The 2,316-nt window shown below is 66.8% G+C and carries 4 protein-coding genes; 1 reads left to right on the top strand and 3 read right to left on the bottom strand.

The window, feature by feature from the left end; translation table 11 throughout:
- A partial coding sequence (locus tag U9978_RS21115; RefSeq protein WP_322762881.1) for a helix-turn-helix transcriptional regulator occupies positions 1 to 842 on the top strand: 842 nt, incomplete at its 5' end.
- Positions 843 to 859: 17 nt separating this feature from the next.
- Here the strand turns inward: U9978_RS21115 and U9978_RS21120 are convergent.
- The 3 genes from U9978_RS21120 to U9978_RS21130 all read right to left on the bottom strand — a co-directional run bounded on the left by U9978_RS21120 (position 860) and on the right by U9978_RS21130 (position 2,278).
- The gene (locus U9978_RS21120; RefSeq protein ID WP_322762882.1) at positions 860 to 1,150 is read right to left on the bottom strand and encodes a hypothetical protein; all 291 of its coding nucleotides are present in this window, start codon (positions 1,148 to 1,150) and stop codon (positions 860 to 862) included.
- Between the two features lie 204 nt (positions 1,151 to 1,354).
- Positions 1,355 to 1,912, bottom strand: a complete 558-nt coding sequence (locus U9978_RS21125) for a hypothetical protein (protein ID WP_322762883.1) — start codon at positions 1,910 to 1,912, stop codon at positions 1,355 to 1,357.
- A 9-nt stretch (positions 1,913 to 1,921) separates the two neighbouring features.
- Positions 1,922 to 2,278 (bottom strand): PadR family transcriptional regulator, encoded by a 357-nt coding sequence (locus U9978_RS21130; protein WP_322762884.1) that lies wholly within the window; start codon positions 2,276 to 2,278, stop codon positions 1,922 to 1,924.
- Positions 2,279 to 2,316 lie beyond the last annotated feature (38 nt).

The following is a 2,316-nucleotide window of genomic DNA, read 5'->3' on the forward strand; positions in this document are numbered from 1 at the left end:
GTCGCGTTCCCGGACTGCGTCGCGAGGAACTCGCTCTGCTCGCCGGCATCAGCGTGGACTACTACGTCCGCCTCGAGCAGGGTCGCGTCGCGAACCCCGGAGAGACGGTGCTCGATGCGCTGGCCCAGGCGTTGCAACTCGACGACGCCGAACGGGATCACCTGTTCCACCTCGCCCGCCCGGCGCGGACCCGCCCGCGACCGGTGGCGCCACAACGGGTCCGCCCGACGCTACGGGTGATGCTTGAGCAGATGTCGGGCACACCCGCGTTCATCACCGGCCGGCGCTCCGACGTCCTCGCCTGGAATCGGCTCGCCGCCGCCCTCATCACTGACTTCGACGCGATCCCGGCCGTCCAGCGGAACATGTGCCGGTTCATGTTTCTTGACGAGACGGCGCGGTCGCTCTACCGGGAATGGGAGAAGGTCGCCCGCGTATCGGTCAACGTGCTGCGCCTACGCGCCGGGCAGTACCCACACGACCCGGAGCTCGCGTCCCTGGTCGGTGAACTGTCGGTGCACAGCCCCGAGTTCCGGCGCTGGTGGGCCGACCATCAGGTAGCTGAACGCACCCACGGCACGAAGGCCTACCAGCATCCGCTCGTCGGCGAGGTGACTGTCACATACGAAAACTTCCGCCTCGCCGACAACGGCGAGCTGACCCTCACCGTCTACAGCGCCCCGCCCGGCTCACCGTCTCGCGCGGCACTCGACATGCTCACCAGCCTCACCAGCCCAGGCCCACCTGCAGCCGCAAGCCCGGCCCCGGCCGACCGCACCGCAGCGGCGGCCCCAATAGAGACGGGCTGTCTTACGCCACCGCGCAGAACCGGGCCCGGTTGAGCCGCGATCGGTCGTCCCTAGAACGAATCCGCGGAGTTCAGGCTCTGGTATACGCTGACCTCAGGCGGCGCGGATACTCCAGCGGCCTGCATGAGTCCGGGGATCTCGGTCTGGTTCGCGAAGAAATTCTGGAACGCCTCCGCGCTTTCCCATTCGTCGACCGCCAGCACGTGGTCCTCGCCGGCCACAAACCGGTGGTGCAGACACCCCTGTGCCTTGCCGTCGCCGGATACCGACGCGAATTCTGCCGCCCGTTCGCGGTGCGCTTCTCCGAACATCGTCGGATCCACCACAAACTTGACAATCACCGTTACCGACATTTTCTACCCCCGTGTTCAAGACGGCGGCCGGGCCGCCGGACCCACCAGCGTTCTGGTGCCTCCGCACCTTAGGGCAAGCCGTACCGCCTTATCAACACGGGCGTGCATTCTCGTACAATCGGCGACCAGGCGACCACAGAACCACCGTCGTGGTCCATTCCCTGCCGGGATCGTGCGTGGCGTGGAGTGTGATCAGGAGGTGGCTGTCGGCCTGAGACGACGTGCCATCCACGGCAGGAGCCGCCACAGTCTGCCCGCCACCACCGTCCCCACCAGCCACAGGACGTAGGCGATCGGAGTCCAGGCACCACCGACCTGACTACCATGACCCTCGGCAAAGGTGTACGTGACCGCGCTTTGCAGATAGCTGACGCCACCCCACGTGAACGTCCCGGTCGCGTGCGGATCGGTCGCCGTGACGGCCTGCTGGTACGCAGAGGCGGCTTCACCGAAGAAAAAATTGATCACCAGTGGAACGAGTGTGCAGAAGTAGCCGGCGGCGATCCAGGAGTGGCGGGGGCCCTCACCGAGCTGGGCGGTCAGATATTCCTCGGCCAGGCGACGGCTGCCGCCCAGCCGTCGCAGTGCCGCGGTGGTGCCGACGTCCCGGGCTGCTGCGAGGAGGTTGGTGCGTACCTCGCGCCGAGTGGCTATCCGCGACGACCGTGGCAGGTCGTAGATCTGCTGGTCCAGCGTCCACACAAAACGTTCGATACGCAGCCGGTCGAACCACGTGACGGAGTGCGCCATGTCGTGTCCTCATTTCGGTGTCGACAACGCGGAGGGTAGGGGGCGGGTGAGGACGGCATTGACGATCGCCGTGTGCCGGGTCCAGGTCGCCGTCCCGCTCGCCAGGGCCTCGTAGCCGGCTGGTGTCGGCCGGTAGTACTTGCGGGCAGGACCACTGGACGACGACACCAGCCGGGCGGCCACCCGCCCCTCGCGTTCCAGCCGGGCCAGCGCCGGGTAGACGGTGCCTTCCAGCACGTCGGTGAGGCCGACCCCTTGCAGCCGTTGCACCACCTCGTACCCGTAGGACTCCCGCTCGGCCAGCAGATGCAGCAGTAGCAGGGACAGGACTCCCTTGAGTAGTTGCGGGTCGTGGGTGAACGTCACACTTCTAGGTTCTGCCTAGTACCTGGCAAAGTCAAGTA

The sequence above is a fragment of the Protofrankia sp. Cr2 genome, from assembly GCF_963555885.1.
Classification (GTDB): domain Bacteria; phylum Actinomycetota; class Actinomycetes; order Frankiales; family Frankiaceae; genus Protofrankia.